Origin of the sequence: Paenibacillus sp. FSL W8-1187, assembly GCF_037965485.1 — a bacterium.
GTDB lineage: Bacteria > Bacillota > Bacilli > Paenibacillales > Paenibacillaceae > Paenibacillus_O > Paenibacillus_O pasadenensis.
This window is the reverse complement of the sequence record NZ_CP150181.1, coordinates 5,548,402-5,568,077: the sequence shown is the minus strand read 5'-3', so window position 1 is coordinate 5,568,077 and position 19,676 is coordinate 5,548,402. Positions and strand designations below refer to the sequence as shown.

Annotated in this window: 24 protein-coding genes; 10 read left to right on the top strand and 14 right to left on the bottom strand. The window is 46.6% G+C overall.

Going from position 1 to position 19,676, the window contains the following annotated elements; genetic code table 11:
• Window positions 1–56 precede the first annotated feature (56 nt).
• The 4 genes from NYE40_RS23945 to NYE40_RS23930 all read right to left on the bottom strand — a co-directional run bounded on the left by NYE40_RS23945 (window position 57) and on the right by NYE40_RS23930 (window position 2,164).
• Window positions 57–437, bottom strand: a complete 381-nt coding sequence (locus tag NYE40_RS23945; RefSeq protein WP_339279105.1) for a hypothetical protein — start codon at window positions 435–437, stop codon at window positions 57–59.
• 40 nt (window positions 438–477) lie between these two features.
• Entirely contained in the window at window positions 478–873 is a 396-nt protein-coding gene (locus NYE40_RS23940) for a hypothetical protein (RefSeq protein WP_339279104.1), read from the bottom strand.
• A 121-nt stretch (window positions 874–994) separates the two neighbouring features.
• On the bottom strand, window positions 995–1,666 hold the full coding sequence (locus NYE40_RS23935) for a hypothetical protein (protein ID WP_339279103.1): 672 nt from the start codon (window positions 1,664–1,666) through the stop codon (window positions 995–997).
• Window positions 1,667–1,735: 69 nt separating this feature from the next.
• Window positions 1,736–2,164 (bottom strand): hypothetical protein, encoded by a 429-nt coding sequence (locus NYE40_RS23930; protein WP_339279102.1) that lies wholly within the window; start codon window positions 2,162–2,164, stop codon window positions 1,736–1,738.
• A gap of 154 nt (window positions 2,165–2,318) precedes the next feature.
• Between NYE40_RS23930 and NYE40_RS23925 the strand changes: the two genes are divergently transcribed.
• On the top strand, window positions 2,319–2,735 hold the full coding sequence (locus NYE40_RS23925) for a hypothetical protein (protein WP_339279101.1): 417 nt from the start codon (window positions 2,319–2,321) through the stop codon (window positions 2,733–2,735).
• Window positions 2,736–2,760: 25 nt separating this feature from the next.
• On the opposite strand, the gene NYE40_RS23920 is transcribed toward NYE40_RS23925, so the two are convergent.
• Together NYE40_RS23920 and NYE40_RS23915 are read right to left on the bottom strand one after the other, a co-directional pair.
• A complete protein-coding gene (locus NYE40_RS23920; RefSeq protein WP_339279100.1) occupies window positions 2,761–3,366 on the bottom strand; it encodes a hypothetical protein in 606 nt (201 codons plus the stop codon).
• 48 nt (window positions 3,367–3,414) lie between these two features.
• Window positions 3,415–4,716 carry a hypothetical protein gene (locus NYE40_RS23915; RefSeq protein WP_339279099.1) on the bottom strand — a complete coding sequence of 434 codons (1,302 nt, stop codon included), beginning with the start codon at window positions 4,714–4,716 and terminating at the stop codon, window positions 3,415–3,417.
• A 178-nt stretch (window positions 4,717–4,894) separates the two neighbouring features.
• Here NYE40_RS23915 and NYE40_RS23910 point away from each other — a divergent pair, with 178 nt between their 5' ends.
• Window positions 4,895–5,284, top strand: coding sequence for a helix-turn-helix transcriptional regulator (locus NYE40_RS23910; protein WP_339279098.1), 390 nt, complete (start codon window positions 4,895–4,897; stop codon window positions 5,282–5,284).
• 37 nt (window positions 5,285–5,321) lie between these two features.
• Here the strand turns inward: NYE40_RS23910 and NYE40_RS23905 are convergent, their stop codons facing one another.
• The 3 genes from NYE40_RS23905 to NYE40_RS23895 form a co-directional block, all read right to left on the bottom strand.
• Complete coding sequence (locus NYE40_RS23905) at window positions 5,322–5,882, bottom strand: hypothetical protein (RefSeq protein WP_339279097.1); 561 nt, start codon at window positions 5,880–5,882, stop codon at window positions 5,322–5,324.
• 372 nt (window positions 5,883–6,254) lie between these two features.
• Window positions 6,255–7,289, bottom strand: coding sequence for a hypothetical protein (locus NYE40_RS23900; RefSeq protein WP_339279096.1), 1,035 nt, complete (start codon window positions 7,287–7,289; stop codon window positions 6,255–6,257).
• Between the two features lie 31 nt (window positions 7,290–7,320).
• Window positions 7,321–7,743: a hypothetical protein gene (locus NYE40_RS23895; RefSeq protein WP_339279095.1), complete on the bottom strand. Its 423-nt coding sequence runs from the start codon at window positions 7,741–7,743 to the stop codon at window positions 7,321–7,323.
• 151 nt (window positions 7,744–7,894) lie between these two features.
• On the opposite strand from NYE40_RS23895, the gene NYE40_RS23890 reads away from it, so the two are divergent.
• From NYE40_RS23890 to NYE40_RS23875, 4 genes are all read left to right on the top strand, one after another.
• Window positions 7,895–8,665, top strand: coding sequence for a hypothetical protein (locus tag NYE40_RS23890; protein ID WP_339279094.1), 771 nt, complete (start codon window positions 7,895–7,897; stop codon window positions 8,663–8,665).
• Window positions 8,649–9,800 carry an XRE family transcriptional regulator gene (locus tag NYE40_RS23885; protein ID WP_339279093.1) on the top strand — a complete coding sequence of 384 codons (1,152 nt, stop codon included), beginning with the start codon at window positions 8,649–8,651 and terminating at the stop codon, window positions 9,798–9,800. Before NYE40_RS23890 ends, NYE40_RS23885 begins: the two co-directional genes overlap by 17 nt.
• Before the next feature lie 31 nt (window positions 9,801–9,831).
• Window positions 9,832–10,734, top strand: coding sequence for a hypothetical protein (locus NYE40_RS23880; protein ID WP_339279092.1), 903 nt, complete (start codon window positions 9,832–9,834; stop codon window positions 10,732–10,734).
• 608 nt (window positions 10,735–11,342) lie between these two features.
• On the top strand, window positions 11,343–11,963 hold the full coding sequence (locus tag NYE40_RS23875; protein WP_339279091.1) for a BglII/BstYI family type II restriction endonuclease: 621 nt from the start codon (window positions 11,343–11,345) through the stop codon (window positions 11,961–11,963).
• Window positions 11,964–12,029: 66 nt separating this feature from the next.
• Here NYE40_RS23875 and NYE40_RS23870 read toward each other — a convergent pair whose 3' ends face one another.
• Entirely contained in the window at window positions 12,030–13,223 is a 1,194-nt protein-coding gene (locus NYE40_RS23870) for a DNA adenine methylase (protein ID WP_339279090.1), read from the bottom strand.
• A 136-nt stretch (window positions 13,224–13,359) separates the two neighbouring features.
• On the opposite strand from NYE40_RS23870, the gene NYE40_RS23865 reads away from it, so the two are divergent.
• From NYE40_RS23865 to NYE40_RS23855, 3 genes are all read left to right on the top strand, one after another.
• Window positions 13,360–13,974 carry a DNA modification methylase gene (locus tag NYE40_RS23865; RefSeq protein ID WP_339279089.1) on the top strand — a complete coding sequence of 205 codons (615 nt, stop codon included), beginning with the start codon at window positions 13,360–13,362 and terminating at the stop codon, window positions 13,972–13,974.
• A 162-nt stretch (window positions 13,975–14,136) separates the two neighbouring features.
• Window positions 14,137–14,589 (top strand): hypothetical protein, encoded by a 453-nt coding sequence (locus NYE40_RS23860; protein ID WP_339279088.1) that lies wholly within the window; start codon window positions 14,137–14,139, stop codon window positions 14,587–14,589.
• Between the two features lie 27 nt (window positions 14,590–14,616).
• Window positions 14,617–15,837: a protein kinase family protein gene (locus NYE40_RS23855; RefSeq protein WP_339279087.1), complete on the top strand. Its 1,221-nt coding sequence runs from the start codon at window positions 14,617–14,619 to the stop codon at window positions 15,835–15,837.
• A 43-nt stretch (window positions 15,838–15,880) separates the two neighbouring features.
• Here the strand turns inward: NYE40_RS23855 and NYE40_RS23850 are convergent, their stop codons facing one another.
• The 4 genes from NYE40_RS23850 to NYE40_RS23835 form a co-directional block, all read right to left on the bottom strand.
• Complete coding sequence (locus NYE40_RS23850) at window positions 15,881–17,533, bottom strand: recombinase family protein (RefSeq protein WP_339279086.1); 1,653 nt, start codon at window positions 17,531–17,533, stop codon at window positions 15,881–15,883.
• A gap of 48 nt (window positions 17,534–17,581) precedes the next feature.
• A complete protein-coding gene (locus tag NYE40_RS23845; RefSeq protein WP_339279085.1) occupies window positions 17,582–18,082 on the bottom strand; it encodes a hypothetical protein in 501 nt (166 codons plus the stop codon).
• Window positions 18,083–18,362: 280 nt separating this feature from the next.
• On the bottom strand, window positions 18,363–18,737 hold the full coding sequence (locus tag NYE40_RS23840) for a hypothetical protein (protein ID WP_339279084.1): 375 nt from the start codon (window positions 18,735–18,737) through the stop codon (window positions 18,363–18,365).
• 64 nt (window positions 18,738–18,801) lie between these two features.
• Entirely contained in the window at window positions 18,802–19,326 is a 525-nt protein-coding gene (locus tag NYE40_RS23835; protein ID WP_339279083.1) for a hypothetical protein, read from the bottom strand.
• A gap of 98 nt (window positions 19,327–19,424) precedes the next feature.
• On the opposite strand from NYE40_RS23835, the gene NYE40_RS23830 reads away from it, so the two are divergent.
• Window positions 19,425–19,634 carry a helix-turn-helix domain-containing protein gene (locus NYE40_RS23830; protein WP_339279082.1) on the top strand — a complete coding sequence of 70 codons (210 nt, stop codon included), beginning with the start codon at window positions 19,425–19,427 and terminating at the stop codon, window positions 19,632–19,634.
• Window positions 19,635–19,676: the final 42 nt, after the last annotated feature.

Here is a 19,676-nt window from a genome sequence, read left to right as displayed (position 1 = left end):
CCGCCCCTGAAATGATGCATACTGCGATTGGTCAGGCTTCCGCTTGGTTCATTTTTTTATCGTTCATGAAATGGAGCGAAGGTGAACCGCTGGTCGCCATGGCTTACTACAAGCGCGATCCGCACATTTTCCGGAACGACTTCCCCAGCGGCTTCTTGCAGCTTCGCCACGATTTCGGCATGGCGATTCAGTAGGTTGCTAATTACGGAAATCTCATCCTCCCAAGGATCCCGCGCAGTAACGTTTAAGGATAAGATGCGTATGCCGTCGTAGTCGTGTTCTCTGGCCGATTCCTCGTAAGATGCCGTACATTCACGGATGGCTTCAAGCACCGCCTTACATGGAAGGGCCGACGCCGGTATCTTCACTTCGATCCCCACCAGAACCAGATCCGAGTCGCCACAAGCCCAGGGGAACTCCTGTTTCGCTTCCGACATTTTTTTCACCTTCCTTCTCGCGCCCCTCTTTAATGTAGCCTTATACGTGAAGCAGCAAGGAAGCACGTAGGCGCTCTTGATTGGATTCCTGAACGGACAGGGGGTGGATCTCCAATTGGAGCCGCTCGAAAGCGAGCGGAAATTCCAGCGGAGCCTCCAGCAGTAGCGCGTACGCGTTCCAAACCACTTCGGTCAGCTTTGCGTGGCAGCGAAGTCGAACCGGGTTCGCCAGGTCCCAGAAGAGCTGGAAGCCTGCGTCAGTCTCCTTGACTCGATCCGGCGCAGGCAACTTCTCCGGCCAGTTCGACAGCGGGTCGTGAGAAGAATAGGGCGTGCGGAAGTAGCTGCATTGGAAGCCGTGTAGCGTGATCTTCTGCTGATTAAAATCTTCCTCCGAAAATGATCGGAGTTGGGGGTCGTTATACCAAAACTTCATGATTTATACCTCCGTTGGCGGTATTTGATAATACTGAGTAGAAAACACGAAGATTGCTTCGTATTTTCCAGACATAGGAGAAGGGACTTGGAGTGCATGGCTCCAAGTCCCCTTGTTTAGCTTAGGCCCCGGAAGCTTCTTCCGGTGGGCTGGAATCGTCGTCCGAACTGGTTGCCTCAAACGATTCGGCAGAGCCTTCTAGATCATCCGTATCCGGACTGCCTGTGCAATCAGGAGCGAGGCGTTTACCCGAAAGATCGTTTTCTGCATCGGGACTTGCCGAACCGTCAAGGCCACTGTTGCGGTTTTCTTCTTGCATTACCGGGAAGAAAGCTACCGTCGCGTCGCCCGAATTCAGGTAGACAACATCTTGGAACGAGATGGTTGATTTCCCGGTGAAATCTAGCGAAAATCGCTTGATAGCTTCCAACGCGAGGTCTTTAGAATACACGATCCACATGTTCCTGTTCTTTCTGAGAGGGAAGTCGTGTTTGCATCCGGGGAGCTTCGTTCCGACCACGAAACCGTTGTCGTTGAATGCGAATTGGAGTGTGTCTCCCGCGTCAATTGCAGCGATTACTTCGTCGATGAATTCGAACCGCTTCCCGTTTTCGTGATACACAAGGGAACCTTTTCTCGGCTCGGTCATTCCCTTTGGATTCGGCAGACTGCCCGCCGGGACGAAATTGAATTGCGAGTAATCGCTACTGGTAGTTACGATGCTCGGTTGATTACTTGCGAGCGGCTGCTCCGAAGACTGCATCACTGGCTTACTCTTTCTTACTGGTGGCATAGATGAACACTCCATTCTTTTGGATGGAAGCGGGGAAGGACGGATGATCCTGAACCTCCCCGCAACTATTTACCATTTTTGTTTAGCTTTGCGGCAGAGAAGGTTTCTCGATTCGCTAGGATCGACAGTTACAACGTACTCACCGCTGTCGCAGCAGATCAAAACCTCCATCTGCGCCTGATGTGAGTAAAACCGCTTGTCGACCATTTCGGAAAAGCGATGCTGCAAGTTTGAAAACGTTAGCGGCAGGTCGTTTAGGATTAAGACGTCGATGATGCCTAATGTGCACGTGCAGCCGATTACCAGATTTCCGTCATGCTCCAGTTTCGTGGAATGTTCCAGGCTGGTGTCTGGCAATTTGCAGGTTTCCAAGAACTTACGAACGGCAGCGACATGATCCGGGTTGGTTGCAATCGATGGCGGCAACAGGAAACGGACACCCGTAACCATGCCGACCGGGTCATTCTCCTCATCGTCATTCCATAATAGTTCATCCATACAATCACCTCCTCATCGCAAATTGAAAATGGTATCGAAAATCGATTACGCATCCTCTATGGATATGTTGGTTGTGATATTTCTAAAAAAGTGTACCATTATAGATGAGATGGTTTATTCAACATGCCATCACGACAAACTGTGAGGGAAAGCCATGTTAAGCGAAGAGCTGCAATTTGAGATTTTGCACCTGCATTTTGAAGAGGCAGCGTCGATCCGGGAGATTTCGAGCCGGCTAAAACTACATAGGAATACCGTGCGCAAATACTTGGATAAGCTGGAGTCGTGCGATCATCCAGATCAATACTTTGTGCGGCCGGTTAGTAAGGGGAAGTGGGACGCTTTGCTAATCGAAGCTGAAAAAAACGTTCGAGCGAACAAACGGACGGGGAAAATCAAGATTAAGGATGTGCTGGATGAAATCAGAGAGCATCCAAGCTCTTATTGGCATTTGGGTTGGACTGAAGGTGAGGTGATGAGCGTTTCGACATTTTATCTCGCTTGGAAGCATCTGAAGCAGAAAAGTCCGGGGCATCCGGAGAAGAACAACGAGGAGCATAGAAAAAAATAGCGCTCGCAGCGCTATTTTTAAATACTTATTCAGCGTAATCGTCAGCCTTCACGCCGCCGCCCTCAGGAACGACGGTTTCGACGGACTCTGGTTCGGTAACAATTTGGCCGCTCTTATCTACTGCGACAAGTTCGGGGAAGTCCTGCACCGGGATTTCGACAAAGATATCCTCTGCTTGCTTGCCGAACACGAAGGAGCGAATGTTTTCAGGCGCATCCACTTCGAACGCAACCTTGAAGCCTTCTGTTCTGCCGCCAGAAATGAGTGTGCGCCCATCGCTGTTGTGCCCCGACAAGCTGGTCTCTAATACTTCCCCGGTCTGCGTAATGAGGTAACAGTCTAAAACGGAAATGCGGAGCGATTCGTCAGTATTGTTTTCAAGAATAACTTCGAAAACGATTGGCTGAGTAAGATCATCGACCATGAACTTTGCACTAACCAGTTGAACCGAAACTTCCTGTTCATCAACAGGTTCTTCCGCTTCGTGTTCTACGGTAGCCGCCGGAACGGTGGGTTCAGGGGTGGCGCTTTGCAACGCTGGTGGAACTTCATCCGTACGGTTTTGTGCACCGCAACCGGCAGCAAGTATTAATGCTGCAGCAGCCAGCAAAACAATCATGTATTTTCGCATGAATAACATTCTCCTTCAGGTTAGATTGGATGATGGGGGAGGCATGGCCTAATCGCCGATAAACGTTCCTTCGTCCCATTTTCCTTTTTGAATGACTTCGCCGGAGTCGTTGTACAACGTTCCTTGGCCGTGGTATTGATTGTTCTTAAATCCGCCCTTGTACTTCAATTTGCCGTTTTCGTGATAAAGGACGCCGTCGCCCTGCACGCCGTAGGATTTCAGAAATCCATCGTCGTAAGTACCCTCGAACGCCAACTGACCATTCTCATGATAAAGCTTGGCTTTTCCCATGAGTCTGCCCTCCTCGAACGTGCCTTCGGACTCAAGATTTCCGCTCTCATAGTACGATTTGCCCTTGCCGTGCAGCCGTCCGTTCTTGAAAGTGCCCTCGAGATAAATTGAACCGTTCTCGAAGTACGTTTTTCCCTTCCCATTCAGTTGTCCGTCCTCAAAGTCACCTGACTGTTCGTGATTGCCGTTGCGGTAGAACGTGGTGCCTTCTCCATGCAGCAGGCCGTTGCGGAACGTGCCCGTTGCGAGCTGGCGCTGCGGGTAGATGTCGTAAAAGGTCGTGCCTTTCCCGTTCGGCTGGGCGTTCTTCCAGCCGCCCGAGTAATACACATTACCGCCGGTATAGTAAACGGTCATCGTATCTCCGGTTTTCTGCTTGTCTGTGTCGCCGAAAAACGTAATGGAACCTTTGTTGGAATAGAACTCGTTCTCAAGCGGGTAATGTACCGGCTCGCCATTTCGAAAAACCCCGCTAAACTCGATTTCAGTATCACCATTGTAGTAAGTAGTTCCCATGCCGTCGTAGACACCGTTGTTGAACTGCCCTTCATACAGAATGTAGGCAACATCATCGAATGTGTAGGTAATGATCCCCTCGCCGTGCGGATTGCCCATTTCATTTACTTCTCCTTCGTAAATCGTGCGAACGCCAAGATATTCGCTGGTTGGCGTGTTGATGACCATTTGAGCCGTTTCCTTCTCGACCTTAGATTCAGGAGAAGTTTCCGAAACGGTTGGTGTGGTTGACACTTCGACTTCTTTTACTTGCGATTCGGGTTCAGCCTGAGCTGTGTTTGTTTCGTCAGTTGGAGCCGTTGCAAGAGGGGAGTTCGTGCTTGCCGATTCAGCGGAACTGGCTTGTGTTGCGCCAGGATCTTCTGTATCGGGCGTGGTCGCGATCATCGCGGCGGTAAACGCCACAATCAGCAGACCGTACAGAAGAGTCGAGCGTCCCCGCGTGCGGCGCTCGCCCCATCGGTAAACAATGGACGGCTTAATGAGGCCGATCAGCAGCAGCAGAATGGACAAACAGAATCCGGCAAAATAGAGCAATATCATATTTTTGATCCCCCGAACGTTTGTATTTTGACATCATTGAACATAGCGTGTAAGAAATAAGTCCCATTCTGATTATACAGGACTAATAAGTTCAAAAACAATATTTACTAGCCTTATACTATCCTTCTAGCAAGCGAACACCTTCTTTACCATTAGAGGTAGGAAGAAGGGTGATCGAATGGACAATCAAAAAACAGATGAAATAGATTTGAAGGTTTTGGTAGGGAAAAGAGTCCGGCAGTTAAGAAAGCGTCAGGGCTTGACTCAGAGTGAGTTGGCCGAAAGGGCCAGCATGCAAGAGAGCTATCTCGCAGGCATAGAACGGGCAGTTCGTAACGTATCTCTTGACTCGTTGGCCCGCGTGCTGGCTGCGTTGGAAGTAGAGCCGATCGAGGTTTTCCGCTTCGGAGGACTGGAACCAGGAGAGGGATTGGAGGGAAAGCAAGCCGCTATTCGGCTGCTTGCCGCATTCCTGAATGAGCGCAGCCTAGAGGAGGTCGAGCTCATTCGAAGAATGGCTATGGACGTTATGGCAACGATCGATTCGGAAAAGAATAGGCAGGAATGAAAATGCCCGATTCCAAGAGGAATCGGGACGTTTGTTTTTATGCGGGAAAATGACGGTCCAGATATTCACGGACGGCGGCGTTGAGCAGGCTCGCAATCTTGGTGAACTCGCCGCGCTGATGCAAGTCGTGAACGCGCCGGAACAGCGGCTTCTCCAGGTACGTCGTGATTCGCGCGTACCGTTCGTCGAAAGGCGGCGACTTTCGCTCGAGCGGCTTGTGTCCCGGATCTGGTCTGTCGCTCTTGTCGGCGGGGCCAGCCGGTGGCCTTTCGGCTGCCGGTCCGGCTGGCGCTTGTGGTGTGGGGACAGGAGTCGACTTGGGGCGTAGCACGGACTTGGGCTTCGAAGCAGCGTTCGGCTTGCTGACCGGCCTAGCCTTTCTAGGTTTGGCGGTTTCGGCAAGGACGTTGACCGGGTCGACTCCGCTTGGCGGCTCCGTATTTGCGGGTTCTTCGTTATTGGCCAAATCTTTCTTAAGCGTTGGTTCGTCCACACTTTTCTCTTCTTGAACAGCGGCATCCTGGTATTCGCTCGACCACATGTTGCGTTGCTCTTTCGCTCTGCTTGCAGACTCGGAAAGCCGGAATGATCGATTCATGGTCACAACACTCCTCGCAAAGTTTCGGGCAACCGATTCGGCTACGTCGACATCTGCACCGCCATCAATATCTACGTAGACGTCTACGTCTGCCCTAATGGTTTGTTTGCGAGGGAGGGGCGGTTTTACGGGAAATGGAAAACGGGAGAAGGGCTAACCGGACATCCAGCAATTCATTCTCGATGCTTCGTTCGACGTCGTAAAGCGAATATGAGACGCCGAACGGTCGGTATGTCGATTGGCTCGTCAGAAGTATGAAGAAACCGCCAAGTCACGGCCAGCAGTTGCTGGCAAGTATCGACCTGTTCGAGCAACGCTTCCTCCCGCTCGATCAGTTCCGTATGTTTCCTTACGTGTTCATTGCCCATGCGGTCAATCGCTCACTTTCACGTACTTGGGGTTGACGGACAACTTCTCCGAAGCGTGTGCAAGATAATATCGCATATTTCGTGTCGATTGATTGGCTTGCTCCGTAAAGCCGTGAAGCAGTTCGGGCTTCTCGAAAATCCAGAAATCGCGCTGTCGTTGCCCGCCAAAGAGCGCGACCAGCGCGTAGTTGAAGCTCGCCGGATTGCAGAGCCCTCCGGTGCCGAGCGGCAACCGGCTAATGACGTCGCCGATCGTTAATTGTTCGGGTGAGCGGTTCTCGGATTCCAGCGTCAGCAAAAAGCAGGCAAACAGCCTGTCGGCGTTCGCTCTTAAGGTAATCTGATCGAGCAGGAACCGCTTGGAAGTGGCCCTATCCCATGAGAATGTACTTATGAGAGGTTCTCGGGTTTGGTAGTCGGGGGCGATATGTTTATAAGCGTGTCGGTTACCGTAGATTTTCATAAAGCGGTCAAGCTTTGTGTGCGATGTCTTACCGTAAGGTAATTTGGGAGCGATGGCGCGGAAGAACGTCGTGTAATCCTGGATGTCATCCAGTGATAGTGTGATGGAGCGATCTTTTTCGACATGGTCAATTATATTAAGTAGTTCCATCATAGTGTCGAGCCGGTGAAGGTCAGCAAGCTCGAACGTGTCCGGCTGTTGCAGGTGAAGAAGGAGGGCCACCGCGCTAAAGCCGTTGTGCCAGTCGGGGAGCTTTTGTTGCCAGAGCGCGAACGCTTGAAGGGGATCTTGCGCGGCGATTTCCAGAACGTCAGGCCAAGCGTTGACAACGGTGGAGATCGTCTTGCGATGGGCGAGAGCGAGGTCTTTCCGCTGCCAGCCGCCGAACTGCCAGCCAAGAGCCTGTCTGAGCGTCTCCGTTGTCACGGCTTCCGGATCGCAGAAAATTTTCTGCCACTCTTCAAGGGGCTCGACCGGGTAACGGGCGTAAGGGAATCGGTTTAAGTATTCGTCGATCCGTTCGGTGATCGCTGTTGCGATGGCTTTCTTTTCTTTTTCATTCATACTTATTGTCATTGGAATGATCGCCTCCAAGAATAGATGCAATTTAAAAAGGTTCTTCAGAGTTCCCGTCAACCTGACCAGTTTCATTATTGGGTTGATAGAACTTGTGCGTGGCAGCTGCGCGGGCCTCCGCAGAAATATAGAATGGCTCAGCCAACTCAGAAACCCAGCTTAACGCGAGCTCATTTGGGCTACCTTCGACGAGTGGTGGCCCATCGGCCCATTCTTCTTCTCGCGTAAAAGAAATGTCGTCTCCGTCTACAACCACAAAAACGTCGGTACCGTCAAAGTACGGAGTGATTTCGTCTCCTTCCTTATAAGTAAGAGCGACCCGCACTTTATGTATAGGTCGCCCTTTGACTGCTGATTCTGTTTCAACTTCAGAGATGGCAAGAAAGTGAATGTCGCCCTCGGGGTTGAAGGCTGAGCTAAGAAACTTGTGCAGCTTTTCCTGGTTGGTTGTCATGTCAACGACTCCTTTTCAAATATATTACAGAATCATAATATATGAGACAATTATCAGTAGATACGAAAAAGAGTTCTTTCACTTGACAAAAACAAGTATAAAGTAATATATTTATTGATAATGAAATTGAAAATTGAAGGCGGCGATGCTCATGAAACTAGCTTCATTTTATAAGAATAGTTTGGTTCCCTCATATGAACGAATTAATATTATAAGCAGCTCGGTAATTGAAGTGGTGAATACGAGTCAGCAGACCATTCCTGATCCAGATCTTGTTGATGATGCGAGACCATTCACACGCAGACAAGCTGTAATGAACTCAATACTTAAAAAAGTTAATTCCTTGCCTAAAAAGTGGAGGATGTCGGCCAAAAAGAGAAAGGCGGGCGGTAATTTTGACTATGTGGTAGTTCACTTTGAAGACCTCAATCTTAATCTCGTACCTGTGCATCTCTTATCACATTCAAAATTACCCAAGCCAAATCGGTATAGGGGAGATATTTCAGCTTTTAATTTTGCAGTTATGAAGGAGCGTGGCATGCTATCTGAAATTGAATTTCAATCATTTATGGATTTCGATCAAGAGCCCGCGTTGGTTACTGAGCCTCGTATTCCATCTAATTTAAAGGACATACCCTTTGGGTTGCTGCTCGTATATGATGGAACTAACCCCAAGGCCCCAGTACGCTTAGCGGCATTGACTCCTGACCAAGATCAATACATCTTTTGTGACAATGTGGAATTGTTAAAAGAGTATAGTAGCCAGACACAACAAAAAGTTAAGGATATTACGGAAGTTAAAAAGAAACGGAAGTTAAAGCTTGATACCACACAAGTAAAGGACTATCAGGACAGCCCGGATATTGTCGTCCGGAAGGATATTACAGAGGGTAGAAGTGATAATAATGCAGACACAGTTTAATCCCAAGAAATTAACCTCTGCTCGTCTAGCGCGGGGACTTACAATAAAGGAGCTAGGAGAAGCAATTGGTGTTAGTAAGCAAGCCGTATCGCAGTATGAACTGGGACAGGCTGTTCCAAAAGCAGAAACCATGATGGCACTTGTAAACACCCTTGATTTTCCCAAGGGTTATTTTTTTGAGTACGAAGAAGATCAATATGTCGGCAACACATTTTTTCGGGCTTCGACTACGATAACGAAGCGAGTAAGAGAAATGCAGAAGGAACGCGCTAGCTGGGTTTCAAAAGTTTATAAGGTTTTAAATCAGTATGTTGAGTTTCCGAGGCTGAATTTACCTGATCTTACAATGTTCTCAGACGGTGATTGGGACAATGAGAAGATAGAGGATTTGGCGATTGTTTTAAGGAACCATTGGCAACTCGGAGATCGACCAATAAACAATTTGGTAAGTGTATTAGAGAATAATGGAATTATTGTGGCTTCGATTGAACTGGGAGAAGTGAAGGTAGATGCTTTCTGCCAACCACGATCTGAAAGATCCTTTATCATTCTCGGTGAAGACAAAAAATCGGCTGCAAGAAGACACTTTGATGCCGCCCACGAGCTAGGACATTTACTTATGCATATTGATGTTGATAATCAAGATAGCCTAACTAAAGAAGAATTTAAGAAGATGGAGGCTCAGGCGAATCAATTTGCGTCGGCCTTTCTCCTACCTGAAGAAGCGTTTACCTCGATGGTATCGAGTGATACAACACTGGATGGCTATGCGGAGCTTAAAAAATATTGGCGAGTATCAATAGGTGCGATGATTCACCGTGCAAAGGATTTAGGTATTATTTCGTTAAGCCGATACACATCACTGCAAAAACAGATTTCTATGCGTAAAATGAGGCAGAGGGAACCACTAGATGATGTTTTACCTATACCACATCCCTCGATGCTTAAGAAAGCGTTTGAAGCTTTGATACAATCTAATATTGATGTTCATGAACTGGTGCATAAGCAAGTCTTACTTAGTAGCCAAGATGTAGAAATGCTATGTAGTCTACAACCCAATTTATTGAGTCATAAGCGTCAAAGTACTATTATAAAGTTGAGAAATTTGTTTGAATACGAACAGGATTCAGTTTAGGTAGTGATTATTTTAGGGATGAGGGGTTGTCTTGAGTACTCAGAACAGAAAGGTTGGTTTTTACAATTTTATTTTTAAGAAGCACGGATCCTCTGAAGAGTATTTTGACAGAGCATTTTTTAAGGATTTTCTAGAATACGTACTACAGTTGCCGTCCGATCAACAAATTATTGATATACCGAGATTCAACAAAGCTATTACAGTTGATAAATACGCGATCACGGATTTTCATGCTGATCATGTTGTTAGAATTGTATTTAAATCCTGTAAGTATAATCATAGCCCTGATTATATGTCTAGTCGAGACGGTACAGAAAGAAATAGTGATAAGCGTCCCCATGAAGGGGAAAAAGAAAAAACGCATTTATGCATTAGAATTTCTACGTTCGAGTCCAGCTTGTTACTGGAGGAACGGCGGAATGGGGTTTCCATTAATGAGATTACCAGTTATTTGAATACTAAATTGAAAGAATACCTGAAAGTAAAAGGTTTGAAGAGAAACTTTAAAATCATTTATGGAGCGGAACCTTCTCGAGATTTTCTCTCTTTGCTAGAAATGGCCAAGAACATAAAGGTGGCTGAACTTCACACAAGTAAAATATTTCTTGGGAGTGAGGCTATGGGCGTGATTCAAGAAGAGGACAATTCTATGAGAGAAGATGTTGTAATTACTGTAAAAGCAGAGCCCAAAGAGTCGTTGTTGAAAAGGACATTTAGCCAACTATATAGAAGCTTAACATCAACAGAAAGCAGTATTAGTCGAATTCGTCTATATGGATATGATGAAAATGATAACCAATTAAGAATTGACAGTGAGCCACTGAAAAAAGTGGATTATGTGACTGCGGATTTGGATGAGAAAGGAATTGTTAAGACTGATTCTATATTTGAAAAAATGTATGAGGTTCTCGAAATAACGGGTGAAACACCATGATAGGTGCTAAGTTTTACGGAGAGTGGTTAATTCCAGTTGTAGATTATTATACAACGGTTAAAAAGAATGAAAGAAATTACGAAATAATTTTCCCGTGTCTCATAGCAATTGGTGTAATTGTTGTGTACTATTTTCTTGGAGATTCTCTCCGAGCCTTAATTAAGCTGAGAGACATTCTACCTAATGCATTGGCGATATTAATTGGATTTACAATTTCTTGTATAACGATACTTGTCTCAAGTGATAATGTCACTATTCGATATTTAAAAGAAACTAGCACGGATGGCAGAATTGTAAGAGAAAAGCTAATCTCGATGTACCAATGGATGTTAATAACCTTTGTATATATACTGATTGTTCAAGTTTTTCTGTTGGCGTTTATTTTTTTTGTAGCGTTTATTTTACATATCTTTAAAAATAGCGTGTTCATTTCTATTAGTCTCTTTATTGAAGTTTATTTCATCCTTCACATATTGCTGCTGCTTATTCGAAACATAACCAATTTCTATTTTGTTTTTTTTGTGAGGCGTACCTAGCCAGCCTCTTCATATGAAGGACCTAATTTGAAGAGGGGAATAAAAATAATTCAGAATTTGAAGGGACTAGTTATGACAATAAAACTTTTGCCAAAGGATATAAGAAATCGTTATGAGGTTCATGAATATAAACATGCGTGTGCAATCCTTAAAGAGGACTTCCCGGAAGAATGGGAGGATATTATTAATGTATTAGACACTTTCGAACTAAAGAAAAGTGACATCTCTGCCGGAGGCGGGAGAAAATCCAATATTTCTGATAAGATTGATAATTTCTTGTATGACAGAGGGTGGCAGGAAAAGTCCTTTCATACTCAGACGGTTATTGATGGAAGTATTCATGATACACCCACGCATAAGATTGACTGTTTGAAAAGTAGAGTTGCACTAGAAATTGAGTGGAATAACAAGGATCCTTTTTTCGATCGAGACTTAAATAACTTTAGGCTACTACATCAGTTGGATGCTATTAGTGTTGGAGTGATTATTACACGAAGTACCGAACTGCAGGGAATATTTAAATCAATGGGCAAAAAAATAGCTGATAAGTATGGATCATCAACTACTCATATCAATAAACTACTCCCTAGAATAGAGGGTGGTGGGGCTGGCGGATGCCCCATATTAGTATTTGGTATAACAGAAAAGCTTTTTGTTAATGATAGTTTTCTCTATGCTGATTTTGAAGATTGATAACGATTGTTGTGAATATTGAAAGGACAGATCGCCTTCTTCTTCATAAGCAGGCGATCTGAAGTTTTATAGGCGTCTTGCGGTAATTAATGCTTCTTGAACGTTTCTGCTTTTGTCATCCCTTCTTCCCATTGTACTGTGGACGTAATCAATCGTATTAACTTCAATTTTGTATCTTTTTCCCAATGTTGAATTAGCAAGAGCGATGAGGTCATCTAGGTCAATCATCCCTGTGTTACTGTAACTGAGAACTAGGTTGGCGTCTCTATTACTGATTTTGCAAAACAATTCATGGAATGCGTTGTGAACCTGCGTTTTAATACAAAATGGCGATTGATGTCTGTCATTTCTATATCTACCTTTGTGACGAACATCCGGATAGTCATATCGTACAAGAGTTTCGATAGCATGATAGAACCTTGAGTAATGTACAAAGGCATATGGCGGATCAGCGTAAACAACAGTGTTCTTTGGAAGCAGATCAAGACAGTCTCGGTAATCAAGTGAATGGGTATCAAACGAATAACGATTTTCCCCTAAGGTTTCTCGCAGTTCTTCCATCTTTCGCACAAAGTAAGGGGTAATTTCTTTTCTTCTGTATATTAGAATATCTTCCATAGACGATTGATTAGTCGCGTCCCTATATTGAGCGTAATGCCCTGTACTTTGGGAATTATATGACATTGCAAACATCAATGAAGCCAGAATGGCATTGTAGAAAGGTGTTTCCCTATACTCTTCAGCCGTTGCTCTAAAAGCATCTATCCATACGCACTGATTATATGACCAGTAGGTGCCTGAATAATTTTTAACGAATAGGTGATAGTCGAACAAACTGAAATCATGGTGAATGAGTTGCTGCTGCCCTTCTTCTAGGCTCACAAATTCTTCAACTGTAAATTCCCTTTCATAGTCAAACTGTAGCTTGGGAAAAGTCTTAAGAAACTTGTTGGCCTTTTTACTAGCTGAGGAAATGATATCTTGGATTAGTGATGGGTGCGAGTTCCAGTTATAATTAGTGAGATATGCCTTGGCCAGCACGGCAGAATAGGCTTGAATATCATTACTTATCATATTCGTCTGGTTTCTCAGAACACCTGAGAGCACACTGGACCCTGCAAATAAATCGCAAACAGGTCCACTGGTGTTGACTTCGTTGATAGCTTCGACTACAAAGTTGATAATTTTTTTCTTCGATCCCATGTATTTTATAAAATGAGGGACTTCTACATTCGAGTTAAGCATCATGATGTTCTCCATATTTATTTACCGCCTCAAATCTGATCTTTAATTTCGGGGACAAGAGTGATATAGTTAGATATAATTATAATGTATCGGAGCAAAGCATGCCCGCTTTTTTTGTGGGTGTGCTTTTTTGCGTACAAAGGAGGGTATAATGAAGAGCGTATTATCTTATCCAGCGAGAGGAAGATGGGGCAACTCCAGCTATAGAGGGAACTGTTCAGGGTACGTGATTTTGGATTTGTTGAAGTTCTATAGGCCGAAAACGTTCCTGGAGGTATTTGCCGGCGGGGGGACTGGTTACGAGGTTGCTAAAGAGTTGGGATATACCAATTCTATTCACCTTGATTTGCACCCTCGCTGGGGTGGATGGAATGCCTTGAAAGATGAAGTACCTGTAAGTACGGATTTTATTTTTAGTCACCCACCTTACTTTGATATGGTTGTCTACTCTGGTCAAGTGTGGGGGGAGGCTCATGCCGATGATCTTTCCAGATCAGTGAGCTACCAGGACTATATCCGCAAGTTGGATCTGGTGAATGAAAAACTTATGAGTAGCTTACGCGTAGACGGTCGGTTGGCGCTCTTGATAGGCGATTGTAGAAGACATGGCAAGTATTATTCCATCATAAAAGACATAAGATACCCAGGGCAATTGGAATCCCACATTATAAAGGTTCAACATAACGTGACTTCTGAACGAAAAGAGTACAAAGGTCAGTTTGTGCCAATAGTCCATGAGCACTTGCTGATCTTCAGAAAGGAATAGTTTTAACGATGTGACGAAATCTCGCGCGGCGCAAGAAATTTCGCCTTTGAGATGATACGCTGAACCGTATCACAAGTAGGGCGAAATTTTGGTCAAGTCAGGCTTAATAGGAGATATGAATGATAAAATATTCCTATATAATCTTGTCCAGGAGGTATTGCTGTGGATGAAAATTTTAGAGAGGTTTACAAGCAACTCCAGACAAGTCAGGACAAATATGTTTACTTTATTTTAGCCGCTACTTTGGCTTCAATAGCTTTCGCTATCAAGCAATCGCAAGCATTACCGCTAAAAATGAGTCAGATTCCATTAGCTCTGAGCGTAGTCTGTTGGGGGATTAGCTTTTTTCTAGGATGCCGAAATCGAGAATATTATAATTCAACATTATATGCTAACAGTGAACTGCTAAGGATACAGTCAGGAAAATTGCCGCATCCGGAGTACGGAAACCATCCAAATTACATACTCGCGGCATCTGAGGGGATTCTCGCTGCTATCCAGAAAAACTCAAACAAAGTAAGTAATCTTGGGCGTAATCAAATGAGGATGTTTTTGTTAGGGGCACTGTTCTATACTTCATGGCACATTATTGAAATGTACATGAGGAGCAAGTAAGTATAAATTCATTGTGGGGTCGATAGTATGGCTGTTCTAGCGCATGAGATTGATGAGTATACACGTGTACAAGCTCGCAAGATTAGCACTCAGTTCTCAAATATGAAAGATGCTTCTGCCCTTTTCGAGGATTATTATGAGGGTATTGAAAGTGAGAGCCTCAAGCAAGTATTCCCCCTGTTTCATGCCTTATTTAATAATTTATTCGCCTTCATGAATCAAAAGCTTACACCTGGCTACGGCGGACATTTCAATGCAGACCCTAGTAGGGAGCTAATTGATGTAATTGAAGCCTTTCAGAAGCTTCAAGCTAATTTGAAGAAATCAACAGCGGCCTTTGAATTGGATCCCTACTATATGGATCTCGTATCTAGGTGTACTTCCTTTTTGAGTAAGAGCGGTGGCAGTACCATACCTGCAGATTTTCCAATAATTGAACTGATCGAGCATCGAGCTATTTTTCATATGATGAATGTCGTAGAGGTCAAGCGTTCACCAAGTAAAGAAGCTTTTCAAACCAAGCTAATCGGTGGTGGATCATACGCCCAGGTTTTTAAATATAAAGATCCACATTATAATCGTTGGTTTGCCTTAAAGCGCGCAAAGGCTGAGTTAACGGCTAAGGAGTTGCTGCGGTTTAAAAATGAATACGAGATTACACGAAAGTTGAACTCGCCTTATATCATTGAAGCCTACAACTTCAATGATGAAAAGAACGAGTATACCCTTGAGTACGCTAATGGGGGAACGTTAGCAGATTACATTCGTGCTAATAACACTAAGTTGGATATGCAGGACAGAGTTAAGCTTATTGGGCAGCTTTTTAATGCTTTCGTGTATATCCATGAAAAGAAAATATTACACCGGGATATAAGTTATCATAATATTTTAATACATCACTTTGATGAACCGTGGACGGTGCTCAAAATATCAGACTTTGGTCTCGTAAAAATCCCGGACAGCTCTTTAACAAGCAAAGATTCGAGTGTGAAGGGCTCACTCAATGATCCCGATCTAACAAAGGTAGGATTCGCAAATTACGAAGTACGTCATGAAATCTATGCCCTGACTCAAGTTGTAAACTTTATTCTTTGTGGGAAGAAGCATGGTAATGGAATTTATAGTAAGAGTCAAGGAGTTAAGGATTTTCTTTTGAGAGGCTTAGCAGCGGATATAGATGCACGTTTTACTTCTGTTGTGGAGATGGCTGCTGCATTCGGACGAGTTCGGCATGAGTTGTTTAATTGATTTAGAAGAGAATGACAGTTTGCCAATTTTCTATAGCTGATAATCATATAAAGAATTGGAGCGTATGCTTGAATAGAGGGGCTTTTCCGGACAAGGGAAAAGCCCCTTCCACCATGTCGGCAGAAGGGGCTACGCTTAAAAAATGCTTCTCAGTCTCCTCATTGAAGGCTAGCTCGACGCTGCCAACGCGCTTCCTGTCGTCCAGCGTGATCCGCTTCACGATCAGGTGCAGCAGGGTCTTGCGCTGCTGGAACGGCGAGCGGCGGAGGAGGGCGTCGAAACTGCCCACCAGGGAGCGCACGAGCTCATAGGAGACGGGCTCGACCTGGTCGTCCCGGAGCTCTAGCTGCAGTTTGGACCGGCGTGTGAGCTCGGCGTCGAGCTCCCGGTTCAGGTCGTTTAGTCGTCCTGCGAACAGGTCGCGGTCGATCTCTTCCATCTCGTACAGCCCGAGGTACTTGCGCTTCTTCTCTTCCAGTTTGTCGATCCGGGCCTGCACCGCCGCCAGTTCATCGCGGAGGGGCTTGATCCGGCCTGAGCGCCGCTCGTTGACGCTCTGGACCACTTTCTTGAGGATATCGGGCTGGGCGACTGCCTGCCGGATGCGCTCCGTCACGGCTTGCTCGGCCTCGTCCTTGCGGACGCTGTTGGCGTGGCAGACTGCACTGCCCTGGCTTCGGAAGCGCCCGCAGGAGTAATACATGCGGACGATTTTCGTCCCGTCCTTCGCTCGGTTAACCGTACGGCTCGCGGTCATCGCCGCGCCGCATTCGGGGCATCGGATAATTCCGGTCAGTAGGTATTCGCCTTGGAAGCGCTTCTTCGGCATTGCGCTCTTCTTGCCACGAAGGAGCTGCACCTTCTCCCAGAGTTCTTCCGAGACGATCGCTGGGTGATGGCCCTCAACAAGAATTGGTTCGGTGCTTTTCCCCTGGCGTCTTCTCTCCGACCAGTTTTCATAGCGGTTGTAGCGGATCTTCCCAACGAACATTGAATTATCGAGAATGTCGCGGATGGCGCAGATGGAGAAGGGATTGCCGGTTTTGGTTTTGTGGCCCCGATGGTTGAGGTCATTGGCGATCGCCTTCAAGCCATGACCGGAAGCGTACTGCTCGTAAATGTTGCGGACGATTGCAGCTTCCTCCTCGACAACGACAATTTCGGAATCCCTCAATTTTCCCTCAAGCTGAGCTTCTGTTATTCGGAAGCCGAACGGCACTTTGCCGTTATGCTTACCGGTTCTTGCTCTTTGTCTGTGCCCCATCTTCACGTTATCGACGATCGTGTCTCGCTCTAATTCACCGACAGCACCCATCATGGATAACGCGAACTTTCCCATCGAAGTGCTTGTATCGAAATTTTCGGAGAAAGAGCGAAAAATAATGTTATTCTTATTCAGAATCTCAACGATATTGAGCAGATCGAGATTTTTGCGAGCCATTCGATTGAACTTCCAAACGATAACCTCGTCGAACTTTCCTTCATTTGCATCTTGGAGAAGTCGCTGCAGCTCGTAGCGGCCTTTCATACTCTTACCGCTAACGCCTCTGTCTACGTATTCACCGGCTATTTCCTTGCCGTACAGTTCACAGTATTTACGCAGCGTATCGAGCTGTGCATCAATAGAGTAGCCTTGCTCTGCCTGCTCTTCCGTGCTGACCCTACAATATATAGCAACCCTTGTGGTTTCGTCCATTTTTATCCCCCTCTTCTTATCTCAGTTACATCTCCGTAAGGGATCACCTCATGCTTGTTTCTCTCCTTTTATCTGCATTGGTGGAATCTCCAAGTTCAGCAAAGCTGTCGTGCCCTGGATGACCGCCTTCGTAATGTCCCGGTCTTGCGGGATGATAATCCTGTCAATCAGGCTCCGAAAGAGCTTCTTCTGTTGCTCGGGTGACGCACTCCGCAGCAGCGGACGGAAATTGTCCAGCGCCTGTCGGATGCCTGCCGCAGGAACGGTGCGCTCAGGATGGGCATGTAAGGTACACGAGAAGAAGTCTCGCCCCTTCTGTCCGCCGAAAAGGGCGATCATGGCGTAGTGATAGCTGCCGGGATTGCAAATGCCACCACTGCCAAGCGGGACGGGCTCGGCTACCTGCCCTACCGTGAGCCTTTCCCTGTGTTCCGGTTGGTCGTCCAGTGCAAGGAGAAGACAGGCGAAGAGTACGTCGGCGTTCGACCTGTCCGCGATTTGCTCGAGGGCGAAGACTTGCAGGGCATGGATTCCCAGTCCAGAGTGCAAACGGCGGGCTCGATGGTAGGCGGTATTTTGCCCGCGATTTTGGCCAAGACATGGCGGTTGCCATACGCCTTCAGGAAGCGGTCAAGCTGCACTTGCGATCGGTCACCATGCTTAGCCTGCATCTTGGGAAACAGCATTCGGAAAAAGTCGGTATATTGAAGGAGCCCGTCCAAGGTAAGGTCAGACTCCTGTACTCCGTCTTCATGCCCTACTTCCCGGAGAAGATCCCGCATTGCTTCCAGCCGCTGAGTGTCCGCGAGTTCCAGCACGTCGGGTCGGATCAAATGGGCGAGGAAAGCGGCGGTATCGAAAGCAAGCGGCCTTCGCCGAGCCTGTCCGTCCAAAAGTCGAGCATCTGAGTGGGCTCGAAGGCATTCGTGTCAGCAAACTCAGCCCAGGATTTGACCACGGACAGGGAGGCTTGCCGCTGGGCAAAGGGAGCGTCTTTCCGCTGCCAGAAGCCGCCTCGCCAGGACAGTGCGGTGCGAACCGTCTCCGGCTTGACTGCCTTCGGTTTGGTGAACTGCTCTCGCCATCCGGTGAGTGGCTCCGTCGGGTACTTGGCGTAGGGGAAATGGGACATGCGCTTGTCAAAATGATCGTTGATGTAGGCTACAATGGCTTTCTTCTTGTTCTCGCTTATGGTCAGGAGCATTTAGGTGATTCCTCCTTGTTTTGGTTGCGGACGGGATCGACGGGAATGACGCATTTCGGTGTAGCTAGAGGAGGCCGCCGAAGTCGTCTCCGGTCAGTTGCTTGGTCTCGTTCAATTCGTCTCGCTGTTCTGGTGCCGGTTCCAAGTAATTCTCGTCGTGACCGTTCAAGGCGATCCGTTGCTCGGGCGTGAGGAACGGGTCTTCGAGCTGGAGGTAGAACGGTTCGGCGAGCTCGCGTACCCAGCGGAGAGAGTCGGAGACAGGGCCGCCATGAAAAATGGGAGAACCCTCTTCCCAGAGGTCCTCCCGCACGAGTTCTGCCGTCTCGGTAGTATTGTCCATTCTCACGTAAAGGTCTGTACCATCGACGTACACGTTGGTTCCTGCTTCATCGGTTGTTCGGAGCACGAGACGGACGGTGTGGGTCGGCATGTACTTTCTCGTTGGAGGGGAATCGAGATGTTTCTCTGAAAATGGGACGGCTGCAACAGCCATGACCCAAACGTTTTGTTGCAGTGGTCCTTGCAATTCAGAGATGGAAAACGTCTCATGGAGTAGATTGATTAGGTTTTTGGTTAATGTGTTCATATAGATCTCCTTTGGGTTTGGGTAAAATACTTTGCCAAGAATACTTGCCAAAAATAGGACGAGCGTGCTACTATTTCATTAGCAAGGAGTGGTAGGAAATGGATTCAAAATTCATCTCAAATCTTGCGCAGGCAAGAGCAGAGAAGGGGTACTCGCAGGAAGAGTTAGCACGTCGTGCAAACGTAAGCAGAGAAACAATTCGGAACATTGAGAACGGAAAGTCGGTTCCGAACGTTTTGCTAGCTGTGGCAATTGCAGGGCTTGTAGGCTGGCTCGTAACGGAACTATTTAAGCAAAAGGAGGGATAACATTTGGACAAGGCATTGAAAGTAGCGGGGTTAGTGCTTGGC

Bases quoted from the DNA above. Each gene is read 5' to 3' on its own strand.
- NYE40_RS23890 (WP_339279094.1), top strand. From the start codon at position 7,895: ATGAAACTAGCTTCATTTTATAAGAATAGTTTGGTTCCCTCATATGAA.
- NYE40_RS23865 (WP_339279089.1), top strand. From the start codon at position 13,360: ATGAAGAGCGTATTATCTTATCCAGCGAGAGGAAGATGGGGCAACTCC.
- NYE40_RS23855 (WP_339279087.1), top strand. From the start codon at position 14,617: ATGGCTGTTCTAGCGCATGAGATTGATGAGTATACACGTGTACAAGCT.
- NYE40_RS23870 (WP_339279090.1), bottom strand. From the start codon at position 13,223: ATGGAGAACATCATGATGCTTAACTCGAATGTAGAAGTCCCTCATTTT.
- NYE40_RS23900 (WP_339279096.1), bottom strand. From the start codon at position 7,289: ATGACAATAAGTATGAATGAAAAAGAAAAGAAAGCCATCGCAACAGCG.
- NYE40_RS23830 (WP_339279082.1), top strand. From the start codon at position 19,425: ATGGATTCAAAATTCATCTCAAATCTTGCGCAGGCAAGAGCAGAGAAG.
- NYE40_RS23905 (WP_339279097.1), bottom strand. From the start codon at position 5,882: ATGAATCGATCATTCCGGCTTTCCGAGTCTGCAAGCAGAGCGAAAGAG.
- NYE40_RS23915 (WP_339279099.1), bottom strand. From the start codon at position 4,716: ATGATATTGCTCTATTTTGCCGGATTCTGTTTGTCCATTCTGCTGCTG.
- NYE40_RS23850 (WP_339279086.1), bottom strand. From the start codon at position 17,533: ATGGACGAAACCACAAGGGTTGCTATATATTGTAGGGTCAGCACGGAA.
- NYE40_RS23875 (WP_339279091.1), top strand. From the start codon at position 11,343: ATGACAATAAAACTTTTGCCAAAGGATATAAGAAATCGTTATGAGGTT.
- NYE40_RS23910 (WP_339279098.1), top strand. From the start codon at position 4,895: ATGGACAATCAAAAAACAGATGAAATAGATTTGAAGGTTTTGGTAGGG.
- NYE40_RS23895 (WP_339279095.1), bottom strand. From the start codon at position 7,743: ATGACAACCAACCAGGAAAAGCTGCACAAGTTTCTTAGCTCAGCCTTC.
- NYE40_RS23935 (WP_339279103.1), bottom strand. From the start codon at position 1,666: ATGCCACCAGTAAGAAAGAGTAAGCCAGTGATGCAGTCTTCGGAGCAG.
- NYE40_RS23945 (WP_339279105.1), bottom strand. From the start codon at position 437: ATGTCGGAAGCGAAACAGGAGTTCCCCTGGGCTTGTGGCGACTCGGAT.
- NYE40_RS23930 (WP_339279102.1), bottom strand. From the start codon at position 2,164: ATGGATGAACTATTATGGAATGACGATGAGGAGAATGACCCGGTCGGC.
- NYE40_RS23940 (WP_339279104.1), bottom strand. From the start codon at position 873: ATGAAGTTTTGGTATAACGACCCCCAACTCCGATCATTTTCGGAGGAA.
- NYE40_RS23885 (WP_339279093.1), top strand. From the start codon at position 8,649: ATGCAGACACAGTTTAATCCCAAGAAATTAACCTCTGCTCGTCTAGCG.
- NYE40_RS23925 (WP_339279101.1), top strand. From the start codon at position 2,319: ATGTTAAGCGAAGAGCTGCAATTTGAGATTTTGCACCTGCATTTTGAA.
- NYE40_RS23920 (WP_339279100.1), bottom strand. From the start codon at position 3,366: ATGCGAAAATACATGATTGTTTTGCTGGCTGCTGCAGCATTAATACTT.
- NYE40_RS23835 (WP_339279083.1), bottom strand. From the start codon at position 19,326: ATGAACACATTAACCAAAAACCTAATCAATCTACTCCATGAGACGTTT.
- NYE40_RS23840 (WP_339279084.1), bottom strand. From the start codon at position 18,737: ATGCTCCTGACCATAAGCGAGAACAAGAAGAAAGCCATTGTAGCCTAC.